General features: G+C 61.1%; 20 protein-coding genes and 1 tRNA gene. 9 read left to right on the forward strand and 12 right to left on the reverse strand.

Going from position 1 to position 24,006, the window contains the following annotated elements:
* Positions 1-74: 74 nt before the first annotated feature.
* The 3 genes from ACFX5Q_RS00965 to ACFX5Q_RS00975 form a co-directional block, all read right to left on the reverse strand.
* Positions 75-1,670 (reverse strand): ABC transporter substrate-binding protein, encoded by a 1,596-nt coding sequence (locus ACFX5Q_RS00965; RefSeq protein WP_404274671.1) that lies wholly within the window; start codon positions 1,668-1,670, stop codon positions 75-77.
* A 973-nt stretch (positions 1,671-2,643) separates the two neighbouring features.
* Positions 2,644-2,832, reverse strand: a complete 189-nt coding sequence (locus ACFX5Q_RS00970) for a DUF1059 domain-containing protein (protein WP_404274673.1) — start codon at positions 2,830-2,832, stop codon at positions 2,644-2,646.
* A gap of 227 nt (positions 2,833-3,059) precedes the next feature.
* Positions 3,060-3,470, reverse strand: a complete 411-nt coding sequence (locus ACFX5Q_RS00975; protein WP_404274674.1) for a hypothetical protein — start codon at positions 3,468-3,470, stop codon at positions 3,060-3,062.
* A 209-nt stretch (positions 3,471-3,679) separates the two neighbouring features.
* On the opposite strand from ACFX5Q_RS00975, the gene ACFX5Q_RS00980 reads away from it, so the two are divergent.
* The 3 genes from ACFX5Q_RS00980 (at position 3,680) to ACFX5Q_RS00990 (ending at position 6,620) form a co-directional block, all read left to right on the forward strand.
* Entirely contained in the window at positions 3,680-3,826 is a 147-nt protein-coding gene (locus ACFX5Q_RS00980; protein ID WP_404274676.1) for a hypothetical protein, read from the forward strand.
* Between the two features lie 286 nt (positions 3,827-4,112).
* Positions 4,113-4,412, forward strand: a complete 300-nt coding sequence (locus tag ACFX5Q_RS00985; protein ID WP_404274677.1) for a DUF982 domain-containing protein — start codon at positions 4,113-4,115, stop codon at positions 4,410-4,412.
* A 462-nt stretch (positions 4,413-4,874) separates the two neighbouring features.
* Positions 4,875-6,620, forward strand: coding sequence for an adenylate/guanylate cyclase domain-containing protein (locus ACFX5Q_RS00990; RefSeq protein ID WP_404274678.1), 1,746 nt, complete (start codon positions 4,875-4,877; stop codon positions 6,618-6,620).
* A 442-nt stretch (positions 6,621-7,062) separates the two neighbouring features.
* Here the strand turns inward: ACFX5Q_RS00990 and ACFX5Q_RS00995 are convergent, their stop codons facing one another.
* Positions 7,063-7,272: a hypothetical protein gene (locus tag ACFX5Q_RS00995; protein WP_404274680.1), complete on the reverse strand. Its 210-nt coding sequence runs from the start codon at positions 7,270-7,272 to the stop codon at positions 7,063-7,065.
* An 82-nt stretch (positions 7,273-7,354) separates the two neighbouring features.
* A complete protein-coding gene (locus tag ACFX5Q_RS01000) occupies positions 7,355-8,098 on the reverse strand; it encodes a hypothetical protein (RefSeq protein ID WP_404274681.1) in 744 nt (247 codons plus the stop codon).
* Between the two features lie 401 nt (positions 8,099-8,499).
* On the opposite strand from ACFX5Q_RS01000, the gene ACFX5Q_RS01005 reads away from it, so the two are divergent.
* Positions 8,500-10,275, forward strand: coding sequence for a hypothetical protein (locus ACFX5Q_RS01005; RefSeq protein ID WP_404274682.1), 1,776 nt, complete (start codon positions 8,500-8,502; stop codon positions 10,273-10,275).
* Positions 10,276-10,717: 442 nt separating this feature from the next.
* Here the strand turns inward: ACFX5Q_RS01005 and ACFX5Q_RS01010 are convergent, their stop codons facing one another.
* The 4 genes from ACFX5Q_RS01010 to ACFX5Q_RS01025 form a co-directional block, all read right to left on the reverse strand.
* Positions 10,718-12,886, reverse strand: a complete 2,169-nt coding sequence (locus tag ACFX5Q_RS01010; protein ID WP_404274684.1) for a tetratricopeptide repeat protein — start codon at positions 12,884-12,886, stop codon at positions 10,718-10,720.
* Between the two features lie 459 nt (positions 12,887-13,345).
* Positions 13,346-13,422, reverse strand: a tRNA-Arg gene (locus ACFX5Q_RS01015).
* Positions 13,423-13,744: 322 nt separating this feature from the next.
* Positions 13,745-14,662, reverse strand: coding sequence for a DUF1003 domain-containing protein (locus tag ACFX5Q_RS01020; protein WP_404274686.1), 918 nt, complete (start codon positions 14,660-14,662; stop codon positions 13,745-13,747).
* A gap of 281 nt (positions 14,663-14,943) precedes the next feature.
* The gene (locus tag ACFX5Q_RS01025) at positions 14,944-15,831 is read right to left on the reverse strand and encodes a D-alanyl-D-alanine carboxypeptidase family protein (RefSeq protein WP_404274687.1); all 888 of its coding nucleotides are present in this window, start codon (positions 15,829-15,831) and stop codon (positions 14,944-14,946) included.
* A gap of 455 nt (positions 15,832-16,286) precedes the next feature.
* On the opposite strand from ACFX5Q_RS01025, the gene ACFX5Q_RS01030 reads away from it, so the two are divergent.
* The 4 genes from ACFX5Q_RS01030 to ACFX5Q_RS01045 all read left to right on the forward strand — a co-directional run bounded on the left by ACFX5Q_RS01030 (position 16,287) and on the right by ACFX5Q_RS01045 (position 20,635).
* Positions 16,287-18,104: a methyl-accepting chemotaxis protein gene (locus ACFX5Q_RS01030; protein WP_404274689.1), complete on the forward strand. Its 1,818-nt coding sequence runs from the start codon at positions 16,287-16,289 to the stop codon at positions 18,102-18,104.
* A gap of 311 nt (positions 18,105-18,415) precedes the next feature.
* The gene (locus ACFX5Q_RS01035; protein WP_404274691.1) at positions 18,416-19,522 is read left to right on the forward strand and encodes a hypothetical protein; all 1,107 of its coding nucleotides are present in this window, start codon (positions 18,416-18,418) and stop codon (positions 19,520-19,522) included.
* 85 nt (positions 19,523-19,607) lie between these two features.
* Entirely contained in the window at positions 19,608-20,234 is a 627-nt protein-coding gene (locus tag ACFX5Q_RS01040; RefSeq protein WP_404274692.1) for a nucleoside triphosphate hydrolase, read from the forward strand.
* A 77-nt stretch (positions 20,235-20,311) separates the two neighbouring features.
* A complete protein-coding gene (locus ACFX5Q_RS01045) occupies positions 20,312-20,635 on the forward strand; it encodes a hypothetical protein (protein WP_404274694.1) in 324 nt (107 codons plus the stop codon).
* Positions 20,636-20,667: 32 nt separating this feature from the next.
* Here the strand turns inward: ACFX5Q_RS01045 and ACFX5Q_RS01050 are convergent, their stop codons facing one another.
* From ACFX5Q_RS01050 to ACFX5Q_RS01060, 3 genes are all read right to left on the reverse strand, one after another.
* Complete coding sequence (locus ACFX5Q_RS01050; RefSeq protein ID WP_192178270.1) at positions 20,668-21,372, reverse strand: glutathione S-transferase family protein; 705 nt, start codon at positions 21,370-21,372, stop codon at positions 20,668-20,670.
* 114 nt (positions 21,373-21,486) lie between these two features.
* A complete protein-coding gene (locus ACFX5Q_RS01055; protein WP_404274695.1) occupies positions 21,487-22,695 on the reverse strand; it encodes a beta-ketoacyl-[acyl-carrier-protein] synthase family protein in 1,209 nt (402 codons plus the stop codon).
* A gap of 4 nt (positions 22,696-22,699) precedes the next feature.
* Positions 22,700-22,954, reverse strand: coding sequence for an acyl carrier protein (locus ACFX5Q_RS01060; protein ID WP_404274697.1), 255 nt, complete (start codon positions 22,952-22,954; stop codon positions 22,700-22,702).
* Between the two features lie 209 nt (positions 22,955-23,163).
* Between ACFX5Q_RS01060 and ACFX5Q_RS01065 the strand changes: the two genes are divergently transcribed.
* Positions 23,164-24,000, forward strand: coding sequence for an urease accessory protein UreD (locus tag ACFX5Q_RS01065; protein ID WP_404274698.1), 837 nt, complete (start codon positions 23,164-23,166; stop codon positions 23,998-24,000).
* Positions 24,001-24,006: the final 6 nt, after the last annotated feature.

Consider the following 24,006-nt stretch of genomic DNA (forward strand, 5'->3'; position numbering starts at 1 on the left):
TCCGGAGCCGCTGTTGGGGGACAAGGAGACATCAAACGCGTCCAGTCCGCCATCCCAATTTATGAGTACACGGCCTAGGCGAACCACCAGCGTTCGGCGATCTTCTGCCCGTCCATCGGCCAGTTCGACGCCACCTCGCCATGGGCGAGAGCCTTGGTGTGGGCATCGACATAGGAGTTGAAGACGAGATTAATGAGCCCGCCGTCGTCATGCAGCAATTGCTGCATTTCGGCATACATGCCGGCACGCTTGGTATCGTCGGTCTCCGAGCGGGCGGCGACGAGCAGCTCATTAAAGCGCGGATTTTTCCAGAGCGTTTCGTTCCACACCGCTTCCGCCGCATAGGCGGTGGTGAACATCCAGTCGCAACTCGGCCGGCCGGCCCAGTAAGAGGCGTAGAACGGCTTCTTGAGCCAGACATTGTCCCAGTAGCCGTCATTGGGCTCCCTGATCACATTCAGGTTGAGCCCGGCCGCCCGGGCATGCTCCTGCCAGAGGAGAGCCGAGTCGGTCGCACCCGCGAACGCGGCATCCGCGACCGACAGGTCGAACTGGGTGTTCTCGGCCCCCGCCTTCTTGAGGAGGCTCTTGACCATGTCGGGGTCGTAGACGTGCTTCGGCTGCGGATCGGTCGCGAACTTGACGGTCGGTGCGATCGGATTGTCGTTGCCGATGGCGCCGTGGCCGAGAAACACCTTCTGCACGATCTCGTCGCGATTGAGCGAGTACTTGATCGCATTGCGCACATCGGGATTGTCGAAGGGCGCCTTCTGGACGTTCATGACATAAACGTAGTGGCCGTAGCCCGTCGTCTCCGAGATCACGAGATCGGGGTTCTGCGTCAGAATGTCGAGCGTCTTCAGATCGCAGCGATCCATGTAGTGGACCTCGCCGGTATAGAGCGCGTTGGTGCGCGCCGTTACATCATTGATCGCCAGGCATTCGACACGGTCGAACCAGCCCTTGTCGGATTTGAAGTAGTTCGGGTTTTTGTTGAAGGTGGCGATGACGCCGGGCTCGAATTTCTGGAGCATATAGGGGCCGGTGCGGATGCCCGACTCCCAGTCGACGCCGCCCTCTTTCGCCGGCATTACCGGGATGTCCGAGATGATGTAGGGGAAGTCGGCATTGCCGCCATCGAGCTCAAAGACGACCATCTCGGCACTGTCGGCGACGACGTTCTTGACCGAAGCCAAGAGCGATTTCATCACCGATCTCGTGCCCTCGACGGTGTGATGCCTGACCGAGGCCACGACATCATCAGCGGTAACCGTCTTGCCATTGTGAAAGGTGGCGCCTTTCCTCAGTGTGAACACCCACTTCTTGGCGCCGTCTGACGGCTCAAAGCTCTCGGCGAGGTCGGGGACCACGTTGCCCTTGGAATCGATCTCGGTCAGGCTGTTCGACAAGGTTCCCAATAGCGCGGTGCCGGTAAACGAGTTGAGGGAGAGACCCGGGTCCAGTGTATCAGTGGCGGCACCCTCGCCCATGCCGATCTTCAAGGTGCCACCCTTCTTGGGCTCGGCGCGCACCGCCTTGACGAACATCGCATTGGCGGCCGTGGCGGTAAGGCCGGCGGCGAGCGCCAGTTGAACAAAGTCACGACGCGAAACCCTGCCTTTCGCGGCAAGCTTGGCGGCCGACTGCAGCTTCAATTCGAACTCCGTCATTTCCTGGTTTCTCCTTCAGATCCAGATGGAGAACGGGCATGTCCAAGAAAAGGAAACGAGGAGGCGCATCCCCTCACGAGATGGGCGGGTAACCTCTTCTGTTCGTTCTTGTTTAGTTACTCCGTCGCGGGCAACGGTTTCGGCCCGCGGCAGATCATAGCGCGCCCGAGTGTGGCGGGCAAACAGCCGTCATCCGCCGCCAGTTCCCGAATGATCGCAGTTGGGGCCGGGAGCGGACAGTCAGCTTTCAGCCGCTAAAGGGGCGGAAGCCGACATTCAGGACCTTGGGGAGCATCGACGCGATCTGACCCAATCCTTGCATCGATCAGAGATTGGAAAGTCCAGTGCTTTCCCATGTCGCCGATATACCGGGAGTCCGGTCAGTCCGCCATGCCTGGATGGTGGTAGTGAACCACTGCGTCGAGGATCGTTTCATAGACGCTACTCGTGCCCGTCTCTCTTAACCATGGCTCTGGCCTGCTGCATTAACCACATGCGCCGACAAGACGCAGCCAAAACCAATGTGCGGGGTTTACCTGCATGGAACATTCTCAACACAGATTCTATTGCCACATTGAAGCCGGTGGAACGTGGGGCGTTTGGGACCGCATCGCTAACCGGCCGGCGAGGTTGGGAGGACGCGATCTCCTCGGTTGCACATCCCAGCGAGCTGAGGCTGCGGAAGGCGTTCTGACGCGGATTTATGCCAACGGATTGGAAGCGCTCGGCGTTCGCATAGCCGGGAAAGCTCTCTAGCGCCGTTTGTCGGCTGGCCGCCGTTCTACACCGGCGTTGCGCTTCCTGAGGGGCTCACCCCGTCTTTGTGCCCAGCGACCTTGGGGCCTTCAGTCTTATTTGAGAGATTGCTCATCTGCGATAAGATGCGTTTCAGAGCTGGGTTACTAGTCTCGCAGGGCCGGTGCAGTCGGGGTTTGGCTAGGGTGCTGCACCGGCCTTTTCACACGGGCTCGCCTCACGAACTGCGAATGAGCTTCTTGACCCGTTGACGGTCTTCCTCCGACCACTGCGCCGGGTCTTCCCCATGAGCGAGCGCGCCGTGCAACTCGACATGCTTCATCACTTCCGCCTCTGTCGCGGCTGTGAAAGATGCCGGGCAGGCTTCATTGCCGGGATAGTCCTTGCACCGATATGAATGGGCCATGGCGTTTATCCTCCCGAACGGGAGGGTAACACGCGATGGCTTGAATCCCGAGCGGCCAGATAGGTGGTTGTCATCCATCGCATCGCCGCCAGCGCGCGATGCAGCCCACAAAACTCAGCCAAGAGCCCGCGCCTTCTCCCAGCACGGACGACGCGCATCTTTCAGATTAGCGATTGCTAAATTTCGAGACAATTGGATTGCCGAGGCTTAACTGCCGCATGCCATGATCAGGCGGGTTTCCGACTGGAGATGGTGCGATGCGCGCTCGAACTTGGGTCAGGGATGTGCGGCTCGGCGAGGCCCTCGAACTGAAAAAACACATAGCTGCCCTCGAGCGAGAACTCATCGCGGAGACATCTGGCTCTGTCGGAATGTTGAAACTCGCCGAACTTGGCCAACAATTGCGTAGGCACAAATTTCGGTTGGAGGTGCTGGAGCGGTGCATATCCGGGCTCTCCGAACGAGCGCGGCCTGCGGAAATGGCTGGTGATGCACGAAAAAGCGCCCGCGATCCGGGGGTAGAAGGCAGTTCCGCCTGTTAGCAGCGGCCCTGACGTAAGCAACCCGCGCCAGGTGAGGAAACGATGACGCGGGCTGCCCACATACACCGGAAAAGCGGCGGCTTCCGGTGCGCTCATCCAATTTTTTCGGAAACGCCAATGTTCCATGCAAGAACCGGGATCTAGAAAACCGTATTATCGATGGAACATGAATGATATAGTGGGATTAGGGCCTGAGCATTCCCCGATTTTTATGGCCCCCTGTCCTACGGGTGACCGGCGCCCCCCCAAACCCCACCCCCAACGTCGGTCGCCCCGTCTTTTCCTGGCATTTTGCGGGACGATGGTTGATAGACGTCGAGATGTTTAAGCTAGATGCCGGGCGCGCAGGTGAGTTGACGCTTGGGGAACTCGCCGATACCGAGCGCATGGTGCGGGCGGCGATCGACTTTATGGATCGAACGCGGCAACTGCGCCAGCACACTGCGCGCTAAATGCACACTTTGACGGTCGCGAAAGTGACCACCGCTTCTGGTGCAAAGTCTTTCAGGAACTGGAGGCGCTGAGCCAAAACCCGCGTCACGAAGGGCCATTCGCGCGGCGATCCAGAGGGCGAAGCACTGGCCAAGGCACTCATTGAGACTCTAGATCGATTTACTGCTTTGCGACCTGATCGCCGTTCTTGACACGCAAAAATGCCCTTCACATATTTGCCGGCGGCCGTCTGCGAAGACGCTTTTTTGAGGCCCAAGCACTCGTTCAGACTGTATGGAGGATCTCATGAACGACAGGACTTTTGATCGGCCCGTGTTGGTAAAAAATGGGCAGGTTATGATCGAAGAGATTGGATGCCTGGCTGATGCATTCGAGTTCCTTGAGGAGTGGCCAAGGAACCGCAGGGGACCGATTTATGACACCGCGTTTCGCGCCTGTCAGCGAGCCCATGATGGCCACATTCCACTTTCCGTCGCGCGTGACGCATTCGCTGGCTTCGCCAAATCGGCAAAGATTCTAGAAGATGTCTCTGCCGCAATGCCTTGGATGGCAGGAAAGACCGGCCGCGGTGGTGCAACGGCATAACTCACACCTCTATTGAGGTCGCCGGCGTCGTGGCAGGTTATGACGCCGGTGCCACTTTCCGACCTCAGCACCTCTAAGCGCGAACGTCTGGTGTAGTGCCCGATGCGCGCGTTCGGAGGGCATTTCGCTGTTACATCGCCGTGACAAAAGGACGCCACGGTGGCGTCAACCGGTTACCAACGGCAGCAAATATCTCCAGCCTTCTGGGAGTGGCGTGTCAGCGTCCCCAGAGGCTGCGTGGGCGTGTCGCCGGTTGGCTGTTAGCGCGACGACTGGATCGCTCCACGCCTCGCAAGCGGGATAGCGAAATCTCGTGAAGGCTAGGTCAAGCTGCGTTCTCCGTTCTGAATCGGCGACGGGTGGCGGCTGGGAGAGGTGGATGCCATGCACGTTGGGCGTCTGGAAGTTGGCGGGGAATTGGCGCGAGGCAGCCCGCGTGCACGCGCCTGGCCGGGCGGTGCAATGACCGCGCAGCGCCGCCTCGCAGCGATCCTGGCTTGCGACGTGGTCGGCTATTCGCGCCTGATGGAGCGCGACGAGCGCGGCACGCTCGAGCGGCTCAAGACATACCGCAAGGACCTCCTCGAACCGCTGGTCTCCGAGCATCAGGGCCGGATCGTCAAGCTCACCGGCGACGGCATGCTGTGCGAGTTCGCAAGCGTCGTCAACGCGGTGACCTCGGCGATGGCGATCCAGCAGGCTTTGGCAGAACACGAGGCGGAGACGCCCGAGGAAGAGCGGATTCGCTTCCGCATCGGCGTCAATCTCGGCGACGTGGTCTGCGAGGAGGACGGCGACCTCTACGGCGACGGTGTCAACATCGCTGTCCGCCTCGAAAGCATCGCCGATCCCGGCGCCGTGGTCGTCTCGGGCACCGCCTACGACCACCTTCAGGGCAAGCTCGACGGAGGCTTCACGCCGCTCGGCGACCTGCGCCTCAAGAACATCGAGCGGCCTGTGCGCGCCTATCGCGTCGAGACCGACGCCAGCGCCTCGGTGACTGCACCGCCTCCCCTGCCTGCGAAACCCTCGATCGCGGTTCTGCCTTTCACCAACATGAGCGGCGACCCCGACCAGGAATACTTCGCCGACGGACTGGTGGAGGACATCATCACGGGATTGAGCCGGGTGAACTCCTTCTTCGTGATCGCCCGCAACTCGTCCTTCACCTACAAGGGCCGGGCGGTGGACCTGCGCCAGGTCGGGCGCGAGTTGGGCGTCCGCTACGTGCTCGAAGGTAGCATCCGCAGAGCAGGATCGCGGGTGCGTATCAGCGGGCAGCTGGTGGACGCGATAAGTGGGCACCATGTCTGGACCGACCGCTTTGAGGGCGACGTGAGCGACATCTTCGACCTGCAGGACAAGGTGACCGAGAGCGTCGTCGGTGCGGTCGAGCCGCGCATCCGGCTGGAGGAGATCAAGCAAGCGCGCATGAAGCCGACCGACTACATCGGTGCCTACGACCTCTACCTTCGTGCGCTGCCGCGCTTCTACAGCATGACGCGCGAAGGCTTCGCCGACGTGCGCCGGCTCACCAACGAGGCGCTCAGCATCGACCCAGGCTTCACCCTGGCGAAGGCACTCGGTGCTTATATTCGCAGCCTGTCCGTGAGTCAGTGCTGGCACGAGCCCGACGATATCCGCGTCGCCGTGCGCATGGCCCGCGAGGTGCTGGCGGACGCGCGAGACGACCCGACAAGCTTGCGTTTCGCCGCGCAGGTGATCGCCTACAGCGCCAAGGATTACGAGACGGCGCTGGACACGATCGAACGGTCCCTGCTCCTCAACCCCAATTCGGCGCAGGGCTATACGGGCAGCGGCTGGGTGAACGCCCATTCCGGCCGCCCCCTCGTCGCGATCGAGCACTTCCACAGGGCAATGCGGCTGAGCCCGGTCGACCCCGAGAAGGGCATCGCGCTCTCCGGCATCGCGATGAGCTACCTGATGCTCGAACGCTACGAGGAGGCGCTGGCTTGGGGAGAACGAGCGCTGCGCGAGATGCCGAATTACGGCTCCTCGCACCGGGTGGTGATCATGGCGCTGGTCAAACTCAATCGGTCGGACGAAGCGCAGGCGGCGGCGCGGCGGCTGATGGAGGCGTTCCCGACCTACACGCTCGGCCTGCAGAGGCAGATCAACCCGTGGCGGGACAAGGTGTTCGCCGAGCGCTACGTCGAGGCGCTGGGTATTGCCGGCGTGCCGGAGTAATCGTCGCGTTTGCAAAGATGCCCTCTCCTGCGCGTCACGTCCGGCCAGCCCTTGATCCCGCGTCGCTTCTGGAAGGATAGTTCTCTGGCCGGCTTGTCCGATAACTGAGCGCGTAGAGCAGCTGTGAACAGCCGGCGAGCTCTCTGTTGGGTTCGCGTCGAACTTCCGGTTTCCACCCTGACGAGACCTACCGACGGTCCAGACAAATGTCGCCTTCGGGTCATTGTCGCAAGTTCAGCTGAGGACGGGCGAGTTTCTGCTTGGAGTCGGAAAGCCGACCCCCCCTGGTCGGGACATTCGCTGCACAGCACGGCCGGCCGATCATGTTCGATCGTTTTACAATTGCTCCCTAAGTTATTGAATTGATTGAAGGGGGCCGCGTCGTGTTTTACAGGCAATGTCTTGAAATCACACCGAAAGGGCTAGCTTCCCAAGCTGACGGTCAACGACCCAGCAATGGGCTGTGAACGGTTTCTGGGTCGGCAAATGAGGAGTAAAAAGTCTGCAGCTGTTCGGTGCCGCCATCCGTTGACATTGCTGAAATTCCTAGGAAAACCTCGGCTTCCTTTGAGGTTCTTATATGGACGCCGAAGCTCAAAGAATAAGCCATCATGCGGGCTTCCACGTCGGTGACATTCGCAATGATATTCACGTAAATGCCGCTTACAATTCGGCGACACCTATTTGACACATCAATTCGAATGTCTTCTTCATTTACTACAATCTCTACCAGATCAAAACCAGTCAGTTCGGCTTCGCGACCTTGGACCTCTATCACGATCCAAAACAAAAAAACCCGATTGCTTAGTATACCCAAGCATTACCTTATGGTGTCCGAAAATAGAATCTCTTTCACCTCGCACATAGAGCATACCTGTGGCCTGCACTGACCACTCTACGTCCGTTTGACCACCGGTCACAACGCGAAGTTCTTTTAGCTCATCGACCTCTATAAGCTTTATGACGTCGGTTGACGACGATATCTCAAGAAATTGCGATGAGATGCCCATATCGAAAACATACTGCGCAATCTTGGAAGAGAGGATTTGCGATTTCCCAATATAATCGGGCGTCGGGTTTCTGAAAGAAAATTGATGCACACCGAAGCGAGATCCAATCGGAAAATGTCTAAGCCTTCCCCCAAGGTACATCAAAGTCGCAGCACTCAAACACGATCCCGGTAGAAGCATGCGCGGAATAATATGCTCCCGGTGCCTGTCATGATCGAGGATATACTTTCCGATTGATGTTGAGTACCACGACGCGCGGATGATCCGACCAATCGACAACGCGGCCTCAACAAACCCACCCTCAGAATCAATGTGGATCGGTGTGCGAGGAGGGGGAGCTACGCGACGAAGGAAATCCTCGAATTTTGTATCGTCACCATCTTCGATTGGCCCGAAGGCATTAATCTCGTGAAATCCTCCGAGTAGTCTTTCCACTTCCGTCTGCGGATGTGTGTATTCGAACTGCAAGAGTCTCCCCTCCTCGGCTTGCCGCAACATTTACCGGAAGACCGTGTGGTAAGCCAGCGCAACCGGCCACCGTCATCCCGTCGGAGTTTCAACTATTGCCCATTTTAGTGCGAATTCGGCCTGCCGAGCTGTCGAAACAGTCGTTGATCAGAATGGCAATTTCACTGGCCTGTCACACCGGCGCTCTAAGCCCAATCGGTTTTACGTTTCGAACGTAACCCATTGAAATAAACAAGCGCGCTTAACCGAGCTTTACAGCCAAGCCATTGGAGTCCGGTCGAAAGGGCTAGCTTCCCAAGCTGAAAGGCCAAGAGCTGCGATGAACGTCCCGAAAATTGCACCTTTATTGACGGCCTAACAGCCCGTAGTCATCATTTATTCGATTCACCTGGGTGCTTTTGATGACCAAAAAATACTTGTCGATCGTTTCGAGCGATTTAGGGCCATTGCGAAGCGCTGCTCTTATCTTGTCGTACTGTGTGGCTGTAACGCTGCTCCTAGGCCCTGGTCCTCGCCTTCAGGGCTTCTTGATAAGCATTCTCAATGGCGATTCCGCGTCGATATATGAGGCCGCCTATGGAGATCAGGTGGTGCCCTTTTTAACTTTGGGCGAATGGCTGACCGAAGCTTATCAACCTGCCTTTCTAATCCTCGCATTCGCAATTTCAGTTTTATCACTCACGGCGCAAAGCCCCCAGCGGATGCTGGGACGGGCAACTGCTGTCGGGTTTATTGCGCTAACGGTCAATGACGTGACCCATAACCTTTTTGATTTTTCGGCATTCGCGGAATCTTCTTTCTCCAATATTGTAGGAGCATTTTTTTTAGCGTGCGTTATTGTCTCATGGACCCAAATCGTCGAGTGGACGATCAACCATTTTCAAGTCGAACGGCCATACATTCTCGCCTGCCTTTGCCTAGAAGTCTGTGTGCTTGGTTTAGCGTCCAACGCAATCATCTTCTACGCTGCGGATTTTTTCTATAGGCCTCTGCCGGTCCACATAGACGCTTATTTGGATGCGCCACTGAACGGGGGTTTATCAACAAATCCCTCACAATTCGATGTTGGTGAGAAGCCTTTCGCGCTGTTCCCCGCAAGTTTCGACGGCTCGCTTTTGAGGTGGTACGACCCTGGCGCGGGACTCAGTGCGGCATGGCATGCCACCAATCAGAACGCGAAGTTCGATCTTAAGATCGATATTCTGTCTGGATGTGCGGAAAGCGATTGGATTCCCGATCCCGAAGCTGAGAAGTCAAGCTTCCGCGTCAACGACGTTAGGCGAGTGTCAATCTCATTCGATGGTGGCGCTTCTGACATCTGGATTCTAGAGACCGACAGAAGCCCGTCGACATTATCCCTTGCGATAGATTTGGCCGCCGCATTTGGCATGGAGGCCGGTAGCAAGCCAGGACTGAAAAACATCTGGCAATTTATTGGCAGTAAATCGAGACTCACCTTTGGCAGTGGTAGCAGAACGGTATCTTTCTACGCAGGTAGATCCTTCCTCGAGCCACATGACAAGGGTAACATCATCGAGCTTGGGCAACGGAAGCTTCACGTCGAGATAGACGGCAAGCCTTACCAAATCAATTTCGTTACGCCACCATCTAAAGTGGGAGACCTAGTCGCTTGCAAGTTCATTGCAAGCCGCGGTGCTTTCCAAAGCGGTGCTCTTACATTGCCCAACTCCGCCCTGAACGTAGGAGTGAGAGCTACGATCGTAGCCCGACCTACTGAGTTGGTTTCACGACAGGAGAGCGAATTGACCTTAGCCGGCGAAAGTGGGTGGGTCGCCGTGGACGACATCGATAATCGTTCGATCCAGGATATGCCTGATGGCGTTGCCAGTCTGATCGAGGCCGAGGGCAATTTGTCGATAGATGTCGATGGGAAGCCGCAGGAGGTCCGGCCGACAGACCGATACAGGGCCGTCGGATGGTTTCGGGCGGGTGGAACTGATGGCGGAAAACTGCGATTTTTGGGCAATGCGAAATCGCTGACAAAAAATGAGCGGCGACTCAATCAGACAAAGTTCGAGAGTACCAAGCTCATGGAGCAACTGACGGTGCTATCACCGCTATGGCTTATGTTTCTAGGATCCTTGCTTGTTCCCCTTCGGTCGGCATTTCGGAACAACGCGACCTTCAAATGGGTGCCGGCAATAGTCAGACAGTGAGAATTCTCCCGGCAACGCGCCAAACCAAAACAAGCGTTAGCCCTCCGCGGATCTGGATTGGCGCCGCGCCGACAATTCGTGCTGAGAACGAAGGGCGAATGTGTGTACGGATTTTGTACGGAAAATGCCTGCACGCTGTGTTCCGTATTTGGCTGCAGGAGACTGCAACCGAGAACAAAACGAGCATCGTTTAAAGACTGATTTTCATTGAGAAATTTTGCGCGCCGGAGAGGATGAAGATGAGAACTGGAGCTTCAGGCTCATAACCTGAGGTCACAGGTTCAAATCCCGTCCCGCGCTCGACGGCTCGAGGGAGCGGGGTTTGTCGCCAACGGCGCGGATCGCGCCATTACCGGAAGCTCGACATTTGACGAAACATCGACCGCTACGAGCCTGTTTGCTGACATCGCGTGCGGCCGATCGAATGTGATCCCGAATGGTCTCATCTGACGATCGAGAACTCGAAACGATCAAAACGAAAGACGGCTCTGTACTCGTTCACCCGCTCCGACGTCCCGACTGGATTGCGGAAGACCGCGCCGCAGGTTGTCTGATCTTTCGGAATAGCGTCGCACAGGAAGTTCTCCTGCACCCAGCTGGTTTCTTTATCTAGCCATGCGCCTCCCCCGCGCAGTTCGCGACCAAGGATGAGAGACCTGATTTCCGAACCGGTAAGCCGGTCCTTCGCATCCAAATCGGCCTCTTCCGGCAATTCCGGCAAACCGGCCTTGTTCAGGCCATCCAGAAGGCGTCCTATGTCGGCCGGGTTCTTGAACACAAAATACCTCTGCGTGACCAGCTGATTTGCCCCTCCATCCTTTCGTTCCAACATGACTTCCTTCAGCCTGTCGCTGTAGGCTGCGACCTGGTCGCTGCGCCCGAGATGTGCGTAGGCCGAAACCAATACCTGCAGGCCATAGAATTTCGGCCATGGATCGGGCGATTGGAGATCAATCCTTTCAAGGTAGTCGACGGCCTCCGCGAAACGACCCTGGCCAAATTCAGCCAGCCCCGCCTGGTAGTGCCGATAGTCATTGCCGCCTGGGTCGACACGGTTGGCCGCGTCGAGATAGTCGCGCGCCTCGTTCGGCCTGCCATTGAAAGTCAGGGCGTCTGCCAACCCGACATAGTTCAAGGGATCGCTCGGGTCGAGCGCCACTGCCTTGAACATAACGGCGACTGCCTCGTCGGACCGGTGCTCGCGAACCAGCAAACTGGCAACGAGCTGATAGTACGAGGGCGAAGGATGCTTGGCCGCCTCCTCCAGGTACTTGTAGACTCTGTAAAGCGCGATAGTTTCCGAAAAGGCCAAAGCCTTGACCCGTGGCCCGTCCATCTCCCAATAGGCCCATGCGAGCGATGCTGCCGCCGCGCCGAAATTCGGATCGAGTTCCAGCGCCTGCTGGAAAAACCTGACCGCCTGCGCAAACTCCTCTGGAGTATTGCGACGATTATAGATTTCCATGCCCATGAGGTAAGCTTCGTAGGCTGCGGGATTGCGCGTGCCTCCCGCGAAGTCAGCCTTACCTTGGGCGCTGACGAGACGGAGCTTGAGCGCGCCTGCGATGCTGGCGACGACCTTGTCTTGTAGCGCAAAGACATCCGCCCACTGGCCGTCGAAACGTTCCGCCCAGAGATGACCGGTGGTCGAGCCGTCGATCAATTGAGCGTTGATACGCATGTCGTCGCCGACCCGACGTATCGAGCCCTCCAGCATGTACCGGACACCAAGCGCTGCGGCGATCTCTGCGGGTTTAGTCTCCTTGCCCTTGTAGGCGGAAGCCGCGTTTCGCGACACGACGAACAGGCCGGGTATGCGTGCAAGTTCTGTGGTCAGGTCTTCGGTGAAACCGTCTGCCAGATAGCCTTGCGCCTGGTCGTCGCTGAGATTGTCAAATGGAAGCACGACGAGGGATGGCCGGGCGTCGGCTTTCGCGTTGGCCTCCAAAGCGGCGGGCCGAATCGGCGGCTCCCACGGTCGCCACCAGGCTGCTGCAAGGCCGACTGCGACAACAAAGACCCCAACAGAGACGGCCAGATTGCGCCAGAAGCGTGGGTGTCGATTGACATCATCCCTAGGCTTTCCCGCCACCGCGGGATCGAGCAGCACCCGGTATGCCTGCACCGGTTCGGCGATGTTCTTCAGCTTCTGTTCGCCCATCGGCTCAAAGCCGAAAGCCAACTTCTTCTCGACCTCTTTGGCTACTTTTCCCGAGACACAGATGCCGCCAGGTTCCGCTAGCTGTTGAAGCCTGGCAGCGACGTTGACGCCCTCGCCATACCGGTCCTCGCCCTCGACAATCACCTCGCCGAGATTGACCCCGATCCTGACGCGAATCCGATGATCTTCGGAAACGGCGGCGTTGCGTTCCACTAGGCCGCGCTGCAACGACACGGCACATTCGACCGCGTCCACGACGCTGCCGAATTCCGCGAGCATCCCATCGCCTATCAGCTTGAAGATGTGGCCGTGGTGTCGGGCAATCTCGGGCTCGAACAGTTCCTTGCGTCCGGCACGAAGGCGTTCGAACGTGCCCGTCTCATCGCGTTCCATTAGGGCGGAATAGCCCACGACGTCGGCGGCGAGAATCGCGGAAAGCTTGCGGTCCATTGTCTGCCCTGGCTCCGGCGGATTATAGGATCGGTCGCACGAAAAGGAAACGTCCGACCTCACCAGCGCATCAGCGAACCCCCTTCCTTCCGCGCTTCATCGATGGCTGCTACTGGGACGCCCAAGTGAACGACTTGCTGTCCTGCTGGTGCGGGAGGCTTATGTCAGCCGAATGCTCGTGGGCCTCCCTCCGCAGTCGCGCCAAGCGAAGACCGTCAACGAACGCAGCTTCTACTGGGCGATGCGGATCTAGGCGTGGCGTTTGCCCCCTGCCGCATTTCACCAATTCGAGACATTTGGGCTTGCCTCCCGGATTGGCTAGCTTGGGTCAAACTTTCGCGTTCAAACGGCAACGCCGCGTTGCCTTGTCGTTGGTGCCAAATTACCGTCCGAAGCAGTTCTATCTTTTGTTCAGAAGCCCCGTCGGAAAACCGGTCCGAATCAAGCTGTTCGAAAGTTTGGCGCACCCGACAGGATTCGAACCTGTGACCTCTGCCTTCGGAGGGCAGCGCTCTATCCAGCTGAGCTACGGGTGCCTTCAGGATCGGCGATCTTGAAAACGAACCAGCCGGTGAACCGGCCAGTCACGGCTTCTTAGCGGAAGCGGCGGCGGGCTTCAACGGGCAATTGCGCTGCCTCCTCGCGCAGAGGTCACAGGTTCGAATCCAGTCGGGTGCGCCATTTATGTGCTGAATGAGAGCTGGATCGAACGGGGCCGTCCAACGAGAAGCCAAGCCCGCCGGCCCGCAAGCCTGAAACGAAAAACCCGCCTCGGCGGCGGGTCGCTGGCGCAAATCAGCACCATGTCCAAATTTATAGCATAATTGCCGTCACCGGGCAACCGATCGCGAGCCGCCTTCACTCCCCTGCCTCACTCTTCACCGCCCGACTGCGCCCCCTGCGTGGCGCCCGCTTCACCTTCTTCGCGCCGGTCAGCTCGTGCATCGCATCCAACTGCATCTGCTGCATTTCGGCCAGCCGCGTCCATTGGCGCGAGATGAGGTAGTCGAGCTTCTCGTGCAGGTGCCGCACTTCCAGCTCGGCTTTCAAATTGACCCGGTAGTCGTTGAACGAGCGCAGGCGGTCTTTTGCTTCCTGCCGCCTCTGGCTCATCATGATCACCGGCGCCTGGATGGCGGCGATGCAGGAGAGCAGAAGGTTCAGGAGGATGAAGGGGTAGGGATCGAAGGCGCTTGTGGCGCCCTCGATCAGGTTGATGCCGATCCACACCAGCAGCACGCTGGCGAACGAGATCAGGAACCACCAACTGCCGCCAAACGCGGCCATATTGTCGGAGACGCGGTCGGCGAATGACCTGTGCTCCTCGAACTCCTCTTCGCTGTTTTCGGAAATCGTGTCCTGCCTGGCGATGCTCTCCACCACCTGCCGGTCCAGCTCGGAGAATTCGCCGTGCTCCTGCTGCAGAAGCTCCTCCATGTAGCGCATGCGGTAGCGGCCGAGCTCCTCGCGGCTGATGCGGGCGCCGGTCGGCAGGTCGGGATGGTCGGCGCGGATGCGGTCGGCGAGGCTCGGGCGCAGATCGTCGATGCGCACGAGGTCGCGCTTGCGGAATCTTCTACCTGATATCGCCGATGGCTTCTTCTTCGGCTTTACCCGTGATGCGCCGGGTGCGGCCGGCTCGGAGTCCGGCACGTCTGGCGTTTCGAGGTGCTCGTCCGAACTGTGATCGGCATCCCCGATGGTCGGCGCCTCGAAATATTCGCCGCCGCTGTCGTTGTCTGGCATCTTCTCGGGCGTCTTGGGGGCGGTGCTCATGCTGCGGGCTCCTGCTGTCTCGCTGGGCGAGAGGCCGGGGCGGCGGAGCAGATCCACCGCTCGGGCGGATTCCCGCATCCCATGTTGGTCTTTTCAGGTCGAGGGGGGAGAAGCCGCGTAGTAGCGGCACTGCGTTCACGATTGCGCGAGAAGGGCGCCCGGCCTGCGTGCCGAACGTGCCGGCAAGTTGCGAAGCTTTTATCCGGCCCTTCGCAGGCTCAGGGCGTTCGTCGTTCGAAAAGCCAAGCAATTGGCTTTTCGTCCGCTATGCGGACCACTCCTCACTGCTGCACGAACATCAGCCGCGTCTTCGCATCCGCCACCGTTGGCGACAGACTCCGTTGGATCAGCGCCTCGACATGATCGTTGCGCTGGCGGGCGCTGTCGGCGCCCATCACCACCACGATCAGCTGGCGGCCGTCGGCGCTGTAGGACGTCACGATGTTGAAGCCGGAGGCCCTGATATAGCCGGTCTTGATGCCGTCGACGCCGCGCACCCGGCCGAGCATGTCGTTGTGGCCGCGCACCAGCCGTCCCCGGAACATGAAGTCGCTTTCGGAGAAATAATGGAAATGCTGCGGGAAGCGGTTGCGCAGCGCCATGCCCAGCACCGCCATGTCGCGCGCCGTCGTCATCTGGCCGCCGTCGGGCAGGCCGGACGCGTTGCGGAACACGGTGCTCGACATGCCGAGCTGGCGCGCCTTGGACGTCATCATGCCGGCGAACTGCTCCTCTGAGCCGCCGAGATATTCGCCCACCGCCACCGCCACGTCATTGGCCGATTTGACGACGATGGCGCGGATGGCCGAATCGACGTCGATCGTCTCGCCGCGCCGGAAGCGCAGCTTGGTCGGCGGCTGCCTGGCGGCATTGTCCGAGACCGGGATCTGCGTCTCTTTGCTGACGCGGCCGCTCTCCAGCGCCTCGAACAGCAGATAGAGCGTCATCATCTTGGTCAGCGAGGCCGGATAGCGCTGCGCCGACGAGTTGACCTCGAAGAGCTGCTTGCCGCTCCTGGCATCGACGACGATCGCCGCATATTTCTGCGGCGCCGCCGGCACCGCCAGCACGGTGTCGGGCGGCGCGGTGGTGCAGCCGGCGACAAGCACCAGCAGCGCGAACGCGGCCATGATCTTCTGGATGAGCGGGAAGGGACGCTGGTCGGACAAGGGCTGGACTGTTCTGAACGCGGCTGTTGCTGAGATGCGGCGAAGCTAACGTAATGCGCCTGCCGCGTCCATTTGGTTAACACCTGTAGTGACGCATTTGCCCAGGTTTCAGAGGCTGGCGCTGCCCCTCACCTGCCTGCCGGCATCCTCTCCCCGTATAGTGACGGGGAGAGGGGCGCTATCATAAACGGCTTCGCCAATCACCAGCGTCGCAAGATGGGGCGCCGGGGCTGCGGCCAGCCTCTTTCTCCCCGTCACTATACGGGGAGAAGTGCCCGGCAGGGCAATGAGGGGCGGCGCCAGCCTTGGCAATTGGCGGGTTCCTCTGCGGCCCTGTCCTGCCGCTCGCCCAGCACCCTCCCATACCCCTGCCCCGAAAACGCCCGCTTCCTCTCCTGTTTTGCTCACGGGGTCGCGCTGCTATTATGCGCGTGGCAAAGGCTTGGGGGTACGACATGACGGGTGGAATGGAACTCGGCGCCAAGGCGCCGTCGCTTCTCAAGGCATCGCTGGGCCGTACCGGCAAATGGGCCGGCAGCGTCGCGTTCGTCAGTGGCGCCGTTTCCGACGTGCTCAATCCGTTGGCGCCGTTTGCCGCCTATATCGCTTTAATCGCCGCTGTCGCGGCGGTCATCATCGCGATTGCCGTCGTGCTCAAGCTGGTGCTGGCGGCCAAGGCCGTGCCGGCATTGATTTTCGCCACCAGTGCGGCTGCGGTCGCCGGCGGCGTCTATGGCCTTCAACAGCAGACCAATTCGCAAAACGGGGTGATTGCCAGCCTGGTGCCGGCGGTGGCCGAGCTGCAGCAGTCGATGGGCATCGTCGCCGAGAAGGTGGCCAAGATCGAGCAGACGGTCACGCAGACGCAAAAGACGGTCGAGGCTGTCAAGCAGTCGACCGATACGGTGGCGAAGAAGACCGAGGAGATCGCCTCCAACCAGCAGCAGCAGACCGTCCAGGGCGCGGAAACGCAAAAGACCGTCGAAGCGGTCAAGCAGACCACCGACACGCTGGCCGCCGGCCAGCAGCAGCAGGTGGCGCAGGCCGAAAAGCTGCAGGCGACGACCGAGCAGATCGCCGCCTCGATCGACACCATCGCCAAGGGTTTTGCCGCTCTTGCCGCGCAGGGCGGCGCAATCGCCGACCCCAAGCGTCCCGACGAGTACTACCACAATGCCCGTGTCTACGAGCTGTCGGGCGACATGCTCAATGCACGGCGCTCCTATCTCGCCTTCGCAGGCTTCGATGTCGACGCCGTCGACCCCTACACGCGCTTTGCCACGCTGCTTCGGGTGCAGGACGGCAAGGCCGGCGCCCGCGAGGTGTTCGGCGCGCTCTCCGACAAGGGCAAGGCGCTGTCGATCAAGCTGGTCCATCTCATGCAGTTCGACGATGTCCAGCGCCTTGACAAGCTCAACGCCTTCATCGCGGCCCACCCCGATTTCGCCCCGGCCTATTTCCTTTTGGCGCAGGAGTTTTCCGAAGATCGCCTCGGCAGCCAGTCGCTGTCCGACAAGCGCAGCGAAGCCCAGGCGCTGACAAAATTCGTCGCCTACGAGAAGGATGGCGGGCTGCTCAAATATTTTGTCGACCAGAGAGAGCTCGCCGACTGGCTGGACCGCAGCCGCAGCCGTCTGGCCGCGCTTGGCGACGTGCTCGATCCTGCGCTGTTCGCCCCGACGCTGACGCCGATGCGGTCGAACCAGGGCTGGTCGATGACCATCTCGCTGCCCGAGCCGGCGATCGCCATTTCCTGGCGCCTGGGCAACAGCGGCCCGTTCACCGACACCGGTTTCATGGCGATGAACGACCAGCGGACCGGCAAGCCGATGCCCAATCCGAGTTTTGAGCTGCCCGACAGCACCGCGGCCACTACGATCGGGATCAAATATCTCGATCTCCGCGGCCGCGAGACCGGCCCGTTCGACATCAGCTTCGATCCCGACGCCGCCCTTCAGCAAGGCGCGAAGCAGATCCTCGACCAGTTCTGGACGTCGTGGATCGCCTTCGACGCCAGCGGCAACCATGGCCTGGTCTATTTCTCGCAGATGCTGTCGTTCCGCTGCGCCATCAAACAGGTGCATTACGGCCTGAACGGCGCCGCGCTCGACAAGGAGATCAAGATGCCGCCTTGCGACAAGAAGGACCCTTACGCCATCCCCTACGACTACCAGCCCTATTTCAAGGTCGCCGACAGCGTGAAGTCGATGTCGGTGCAGGTCACCTACACCGACGGCACAAAGTCGCCGGTGCGGGAGTACAAGCGGCAGTAGACTTGGCGTCGGCGCCGCCCCTCACCTGCCTGCCGGCACCCTCTCCCCGTAAACGGGGCGAGGGACGCTCTCATGGCTGATTTCGCCAATCACCTGCGTTGCAAGAGAGCGCCGACACTGCGGGCTGCTACTTTCTCCCCGTAAACGGGGAGAAATGCCCGGCAGGGCAATGAGGGGCGGCGCCGACAGTCGACAAGTGGCCGCCTCACGCTGAGGCTCGTGCACAGCCTGATGCAAAATGCCTGCCCTCATGCTTGCACAACCGGCGCCGACCGGGCTTTGCTCACGCCGGGCAGAATCGGCAGGTGGACATGGATACGGTCACGATCAACGCAAAGGGCATTTCGGTCTCGCTCGACCTCGCGGTCGGCCACCTTGCCGACATGGCGGTCGACATCGATGGCCGCCGGCTAAACCCATTGCATCGCGCGCCCTGGGTCGGCGCGCCGCGCGAAACGCTGCCTGAAAACCTGCCCGAGGGTACGGTGCGGCTGTCAGGCGATTTTCTCTGTGCGCCGTTTTCGCGCAGCGATGTCGAGGAGGCACCGCTGCATGGCTGGCCGGCCAATAGCGCCTGGGATGTCGTCGAAAACAGCGCCATCGCCGATGGCTGGCGCGCCACGTTCCGGCTGCGCCGCAAGGTCATGGGTGCCGCCGTCGACAAGGTCCTGACCGTTCGCGACGGCCATCCCTTCCTCTATCAGGAGCATGTCTTCTCGGGCGGCGCGGGTGCCATTTCCGTCGCCCATCATCCGATGACGGCAATGCGCGACGGCGGCCGGCTCGCCTTTTCGCCCAAGCGCTTCGCCGCCACCCCCGCCGACCCGCTGGAGCCCGATCCGGCCCGCGGCCGCTTCATGCTCGCCTACCCCGCACGCTCCACCGACCTGGCGCGGTTTCCGACCGCCGATGGCGGCGCGACCGACCTTGGCGAGTACCGCAACGAACAGCTGCGCGAGGATTTCATCACTCTGGTCGAGGCCGATCACGGCGGGCCGGGCTGGACGGCACTGGCGCGGCATGCCGAGCAGGATCTGGTGCTGGTGCTGAAGAACCCGGCCGAACTGCCCATCACCATGCTGTGGTTCAGCAATGGCGGGCGCGACTACGCGCCATGGAACGGCCGCCACCGCGGCGTGCTCGGCATCGAGGACGGCCGCGCCGCCGTCGGCCATGCCGCCTCGCTCGGCGACAATTGGCTGAAGCATGAAGGGGTGGCGACAGCCTTCGCGCTTGCCGAAGGGCGCTCGGTGTCGTTCCGCCATGTCATCGGCGCCGTCCCCCTGGCCGGCGGCGAGCCGCCGCGCGACATCGAAACCCTGCGCGACCGGATGCGCATCCTCGCCGCCGACGGTGCGACGAAGGAAATTGCCTTCGACGGCGACTTCCTGCGCATCGGCCGGTCCGTCCCGGCCTGAGGCGCGAGCGCCGCGTTTGAAATTTCCACCAACTGTCGCCAAGATGCGCCGATCACCCTGCGGAACATCCAGCCAGGAATGCCTCATGTCCGAAATCGCCCATCTCGCCGCCACTATCTTCAAGCGTGCCGGCAAGGCGCCGCGGTTCATCGTCGCCATCGCCGGCCCTCCCGGCGCCGGCAAGTCGACGCTGTCGGCCTCCTTGCATGACCTGCTGCCGGAAGGATCCTCGGAAGTCGTGCCGATGGACGGTTTCCACTATGACGACATCGTCCTCAACCAGCGCGGTCTTCGGCCAAGAAAAGGCGCGCCGGAAACCTTCGACTTTGCCGGCTTCGAAACGCTGTTGAAGCGCATCCGTTCGGGCGAGCCCGACATTGCCATCCCGGTGTTCGACCGCAGCTTGGAATTGTCGCGCGCCGCCGCAGCAATCGTCGGTGCTGACACCAAGTTCATCCTGGTCGAGGGCAACTATCTCCTGCTCGACGAGGAGCCATGGTCGAAGCTGGCGCCGCTGTTCGATTTCACCATCTTCGTCGACGTGCCGCGCGACGAGCTCGAACGCCGCCTGCTGGAGCGCTGGCACGGGCATGGCCGCTCCGATGAAGACGCCCGCGCCTGGATCGCGTCCAACGACATGCCCAACATCGACCGCGTGCTGGCGCGGCGGCGGCCCGCCGATCTCGTCATCGGCGATCATGGCGGATTTTAGCAGTGTTGGTCGGGGAACCTTAAGACTTTCCGGTCGTTATGCCCGACACGGCATTTAGCTGTATCAGGGAAAATCCGATGGCAACCAGGACCAAAAAACCCGCCAAGGGCAAGTCAGTTCAACCCAGGGCAACGCAGGCAAAAGCGGGTGCCGGCCCGGCAATCGCCGAGCGCTCGAAGGACGCCAAGCCTGCCTTCGGCAAGGCCGCGCCGAGGAAAGTGGTGCCCGGCGCCGCGCCGAAAGTCACCAAGGCCAGGAAGCCGGCGGCAAGCACCTCGAAGGGCGCCGTTCGCACGGCAGCCAACGTTGCGGCCGGAGCGGTCGTCGCCACTGCGCGAGGCGTCGCGTCGCTTGCGGCCTCCGTCGTCGGCCGGGGCGGGTCCAAAGCCAAGGCAAAATAGGGCCGGTCCTCCGTCCTTGCGGCCGGCCGCGCTCAGCCCCTTGCGGGAATGGTCAGGCCTTTTTGCACCGCGGGCCGCGCGAGGCCGCGCTCCAGCCATGCCGCGACGATCGGGAAATCGTCGAAGCCTACCAGTTCGCGCGCCTCATAAAAGCCGATCAGATTGCGCACCCAGCCGAGCATCGAGATGTCGGCGATGGTGTAGTCGTCGTCCATGATCCATGTCCGACCCTTGAGCCTGGTCTCCAGCACGCCGATCAGCCGCCGCGATTCGTCGCGGTAGCGCTCCAGCGGCCGCTTGTCGGCGATCTCGCGCCCGGCGAATTTGTTGAAGAAGCCGACCTGTCCGAAGATCGGCCCGATCGAGGCCATCTGGAAGAACACCCACTGGATCGTCTCGTAGCGCCGGATAGGGTCGGCGGGGATCAGCTTGCCGGTCTTGTCGGTGAGATAGAGCAGGATGGCGCCGGATTCGAACAGGCCGATCGGCTGGCCGCCGGGACCGTTCGGGTCGATCATCGCCGGTATCTTGCCGTTCGGGTTCAGTGATAGGAATTCCGGCGTCCAGCTCTCGTTCTTGCCGATGTTGACCGCGTGTGCCTCGTAGGGCAGGCCGAGTTCCTCCAGCGCGATCGAGATTTTCACGCCGTTGGGCGTTGTCGCGGAATAGAGCTGGAGGCGGTCTGGATGCTTGGCCGGCCAGCGCTTGGTAATCGGAAAGGCGGACAGGTCGGTCATGGAAGGCTCCGGGATCGGAAGCGGCGCAAGGGGCGGGTCGCAAAGAATTAGGAGCAGGCCCGACCCCGATCAATATGGCCGGCAAAAGTTCCGGGCAAATGGTGCAGAACGGCCTCAGACCGCCTTGAATGCCAGCACAGCATTGGTGCCGCCAAAGGCAAAGCCGTTGCTGATCGCGACGCGCACCTTGCGCTCGCGCGCCACGTTCGGCGTCACGTCGAGATCGCAATCTGGATCAGCTTCGCGGAAATTCGCCGTCGGCGGCACGATGCCTTCGCGGATCGCCATGACGCAGGCGATCATCTCCAAGCCGCCCGAGGCGCCAAGGCAGTGCGCATGCATCGACTTGGTCGAGGAGATGGAGAGCGAATGCGCGTGCTCACCGAAAACGCGCTTGATCGCCGCCGTCTCGATCTGGTCGTTGGCCTTGGTGCCGGTGCCATGCGCGTTGAGATAGTCGATGTCTTCCGGATTGAGCCCGGCGTCCGCCAGACAGAAACGCATCGCTGCTTCCGGTCCTTCAATGGTCGGCGCGACGATGTCGGATGCGTCGGCGGACAGGCCCGTGCCGGCGATCTCGGCCAGGATGGTGGCGCCGCGCGCCATGGCGTGGTCGTAGCTTTCCAGCACCGCCATGCCGGCACCTTCGCCGAGGATCAGGCCCTGGCGATCGGCCGAGAACGGTCGGCATGTGTCAGGCGACAGAACGCGCAGCGCTTCCCAGCCCTTCAGCACGCCCCACACCAGCGGCGCGTCGGTGCCGCCGGCGACCATGACGTCGGCGCGGCCGAGCCGAATCTGGTCGACCCCCGCGGCGATCGCGTGGTTGGCCGACGAGCAGGCCGAGGTGACGCCGAAGACCGGCCCGCGCAGGCCGAGATGCATGCTGACCTGGCCGGAGGCCGCTCCCGGCATGACTTTCGGCACCGTGAAGATGCCGGCGCGGTTCTTCTTCTCGATCAAAATCGCGCGATAGTTTTCCTCGACCGCCTCAAACCCGCAGACCCCGACGCCGACGATGGTGCCCATGCGGTAGGTGTTGTCCGCATGCGCGGTCAATCCGGAGTGCTGCATGGCTTCGCGCGCGGCAATCACCGCCAGCAGGCTGAACCGGTCCATCGATACCAATTGCTTGCGGTCGATGCCGTGCTCGGGCAGCGCCTTGATCTCGCAGCCGATCTTGACCTTCAAATCATGCAGCAGCGGATTGTCGATCGGGCCGATCGCCGAGCGGCCGGCGCGCATTTCGTTCCAGATTGCCGGTGCATCGGTGCCGAGCCCGCAAATCCCGCCGATGCCGGTAATGACGACGCGCTTCAGCATTCGGTTAGGCTTTTTTCGCGATCAGCGCGCGAACAGCCTCGACCATGTCGCCGACATTCTTCAAATTGCTCCAGGCATCGACCGTGTTCATCTCGATCTCGATGCCATACTGTTCTTCGAGATCGAAGATGATCTCCGTTAGTTCGAGCGAATGGATGCCCAGCGACGTCAATTCGGTATTGGTGGTGATCTCTTCGCCGCCAGGCTCGGCATGAGCCTTGATCTTCTCGATGATGTCCGCTGCCAGCTGGTCAGCCATTCGGTTTCTTCCCCAACTTTGTCGTTTCCCGACGCCGACTGATCAGCGCCCCTTTGTCCCCGGATTCACATCGTCGTCGTCGCCCTATACCCCGCCAGGCGCTGCGTGACCGTTCCAAGGAGGCTCCCTCTATAGAAACCGAAACGTTGTGAGGCAACAAGCTATATATCGACAAAGCCACGGGAGTGCTTAACGTTGGTCGTGTGGACATGATGGAAACTATCTCGACTTCGGCGCCCGCGGCCCAGCGTGTTGCGGGGCGAGCCAGGCTTTTCTGCGGCAAGAGCGATGGTCGCACGCGCCTTCGGCGTCTCTATCAGGACGGCTCGGCCAAGATCCGCATGCCGGCAGTCTCGGCCGATCCGCTGGAAGCCGTGCTGATCAACACCGCCGGCGGCCTGACCGGTGGCGACCGTCTCGACTGGGAGGTGGATGTCGGCGCCGGTGCCTCGGCCTCGATCACCACCCAGGCCTGCGAAAAAATCTATCGCGCGGCATCGGATCGCGCCGAAGTGCGGCTGAGGCTGACCGTCGGCGCCGGCGGCCGCATCGCCTGGCTGCCGCAGGAAACCATCGTCTTCGATCGGGCGGCCTTCGCCCGCACGCTCGATGTCGAGCTTGCCGCCGATGCCGAGGCGCTGCTGCTCGAGGCCACCGTCTTCGGCCGCCTGGCGATGGGCGAGCGCGCGACGCATGGCGGTTTTCACGACCGCTGGCGCGTCCGCCAGGACGGAGCGCTCGTCCACGCCGAGGATTTCCGTATCGGACCGGCTATTGCCGCCAGCCTTGGCCGTGCGGCCGTCGCCGGCGGCGCCGCCGCGATGACGACGGTGCTGTTGGTCTCGCCGCGCGCCGAGGCGTTTCTCGAACCGGTTCGCGCAATCATCGGCGGTGAGGGCGACGCCAGTGCCTGGAGCGTGAAAAAATCTGGCAAGCTTCTTGCGAGGCTGTTTGCCGAGGACGGCTACCAGCTCCGCAAGCGGCTGGTTCCGCTTGTCGAATTGCTCAACGGGCGGGCGGGCCTGCCCAAATTATGGTCACTCTGATTCTGC

This window comes from Mesorhizobium sp. IMUNJ 23033 (assembly GCF_044778005.1).
Lineage (GTDB): Bacteria > Pseudomonadota > Alphaproteobacteria > Rhizobiales > Rhizobiaceae > Mesorhizobium > Mesorhizobium amorphae_A.